This window comes from Pseudomonas cyclaminis (genome assembly GCF_015163715.1).
GTDB lineage: Bacteria > Pseudomonadota > Gammaproteobacteria > Pseudomonadales > Pseudomonadaceae > Aquipseudomonas > Aquipseudomonas cyclaminis.
Map to the genome: position 1 here is coordinate 1 of NZ_JADDUM010000098.1, position 2,660 is coordinate 2,660.

2 protein-coding genes are annotated in these 2,660 nt (G+C 61.9%); both read left to right on the plus strand.

The window, feature by feature from the left end; translation table 11 throughout:
- Positions 1–104 precede the first annotated feature (104 nt).
- The gene (locus IQK56_RS13840) at positions 105–281 is read left to right on the plus strand and encodes a hypothetical protein (RefSeq protein ID WP_191632500.1); all 177 of its coding nucleotides are present in this window, start codon (positions 105–107) and stop codon (positions 279–281) included.
- A 52-nt stretch (positions 282–333) separates the two neighbouring features.
- Positions 334–2,502: a mechanosensitive ion channel family protein gene (locus IQK56_RS13845; RefSeq protein ID WP_122307563.1), complete on the plus strand. Its 2,169-nt coding sequence runs from the start codon at positions 334–336 to the stop codon at positions 2,500–2,502.
- The last annotated feature ends 158 nt before the right edge of the window (positions 2,503–2,660 follow it).

Below are 2,660 nucleotides of genomic sequence, written 5' to 3' on the forward strand. Positions count from 1 at the left end.
CCCTCCCACATTTGGTTTTGCGTACACCTGATCTATATCACCTGCACTTCCCGCAATCCGACCTAGACTTGTCAGTATTCCCACTCCGACAAGGCCGTCGTCCCATGATCTCCATGTCCTCCTTCCACACCATGCTCATCCCTATCCTGATCGGCATGATCATGCTCGCAGTCGGCTTCAATTTTCGCGACAAACCCCTCGGTGTGTTCGGCATGTGGATCGGTATGCTGCTGATCCTCGGCACTGTGGTGTACAAGATCCTCGCCAAACTGGCCGAATGACCCGTGCACTCGTACACTCGCTCAACCCGTCGTTTCCAAGGTTGAACGCCTCGTGTTTTCCCGTCTGTTTGCTCTGCCCTGCTACCTGCTGATTGCCCTGCTCACCCTGCTGCCGCTGGCGTCTGCCCAGGCGGTCGGCCTGCCCGGCCTGCTGGGCAGCTCCAACAAGTCACAGCCCCAGGCAGAAGTGCCCCTCGGCCAATCGCTGGACGAGGTGATCAAGACCCTGGAAAACGACCAGCAGCGCACCCAACTGCTCAGCGACCTGAAGAAGCTGCGCGCCGCCACGCAAAAAGCCCAGCCGGCCGCCGAACAAGGCGTGCTTGGGCTCATCGGCAACACGCTGTCGACCCTGGAGCAACAATTCTCCGGCAACGACAGCCCGCTGGGGCGCTGGTCCAATGAGGTCGACCTGGCCAAGGACGAACTTGATGCGTTGATGCTGCCGGCCAACGAATGGCTGCCGATCATCTTTGGGTTCGCGCTGATTCTGGCGGTGTGGAGCCTGCTGGCCTATGCGCTGATATGGCTCAGCCACCGCGTCCGTGAGCGCTTCGGCCTGCCTGAAGAGTTGCCGCAACACCCCCGCACCTGGGACATGGTGCGCTTTGCCCTGCGCAAACTGGGACCGTGGCTGATCGCGCTGGTGATCACCGTGTACATGAGTTACGCCCTGCCCTCGTCCCTGGGCAAGTCCCTGGCGATGGTGCTGGCTTACGCGTTGGTGGTCGGCACCTGTTTCTCGGCCATCTGCGTGATCGCCTTCTCGCTGCTCGACGGCCCGCACCGCCATCGTGCGCTGTATATCCTGCGGCACCAGGCGTTTCGTCCGCTGTGGTGGATCGGCAGCTTCGCAGCCTTCGGCGAAGCCCTGAGCGACCCGCGCCTGGTAACGGCCCTGGGCCAACACCTGTCGCACACCGCCGCAACCGTCGCCAACGTAATGGCGGCGCTGTCCACCGGCGTGTTTATCCTGCGTTTTCGCCGGCCGATCGCCCACCTGATCCGCAACCAGCCGCTGTCACGCCGCCTCACGCGACGCGCCCTCAGTGACACCATCGAGATCATCGGCTCGTTCTGGTACATCCCGGCCTTGCTGCTGGTGGGTATTTCACTGTTTGCCACGTTCGTCTCTGCCGGCGACACCAGCACCGCCCTGCGCCAATCGCTGCTGTGTACGGTATTGCTGGTGTTGTGCATGGTGATCAACGGCCTGGTGCGTCGCCATGCCCTCAAGCCGCAACGCGGGCACAAACGCCATGCGCTGTACTCCGAGCGCCTGAAAAGCTTCATCTACACCCTGGCGCACCTGGTGGTGTGGCTGGTGTTTATCGAGCTGGGCCTGCGGGTCTGGGGCCTGTCGCTGATTGGCTTTACCGAAGGCGACGGGCATGAAATCGCGGTCAAACTGTTCGGCCTGGCAGGCACGCTGCTGTTTGCCTGGCTGATCTGGATCCTCAGCGACACCGCGATCCACCACGCCCTCACCCGCTCACGCAAAGGCCTGGCCAATGCGCGGGCGCAGACCATGATGCCGTTGATCCGCAACGTGCTGTTCGTGACCATTTTTATCATCGCCGCTATCGTCGCCCTGGCGAACATGGGCATGAACGTCACGCCGCTGCTGGCCGGTGCCGGTGTGATCGGTTTGGCCATCGGTTTTGGTGCGCAGTCGCTGGTGGCGGACTTGATCACCGGCCTGTTCATCATCATCGAAGACTCCCTGGCAATCGATGACTACGTGGACGTGGGCGGCCACCTCGGCACCGTCGAGGGCCTGACCATCCGCACCGTGCGCCTGCGCGATATCGACGGGATTGTGCACACCATTCCGTTCAGCGAGATCAAGAGCATCAAGAACTACTCGCGTGAGTTCGGCTACGCGATCTTCCGCGTGGCGATCCCGTACAACATGGACATCGATAACGCGATCAAACTGATCCGCGATGTCGGCCAGAAAATGCGCAACGACCCGCTGCAACGCCGCAATATCTGGTCGCCGCTGGAGATCCAGGGCGTGGAGAGTTTTGAGTCAGGCAGCGCGATCCTGCGGGCACGGTTCAAAACGGCGCCCATCAAACAGTGGGAAGTATCGCGGGCGTTCAACCTGTCGCTGAAACGGCATCTGGACGAGGCGGGGTTGGATCTGGCCACACCGCGCCTGAGTGTGCAGGTGGTCACGGGGGCGTCGGGTGGGTTGGAGAAAGAGAAGGAAGCTTGAAGGCATCGTACCCACCTTTGCCAGGCGGGGTTGTTGTGGTGAGCGGGCTTGTCGAATCGTCGCACCGCCCGCGCTGGAGCGCGAAGCGGTCCTGATGAGGAAGAATGCGGTGTAACAGGAACAACTCAGTGGCTCGGGTGGGGCTGCTTCGCAGCCCA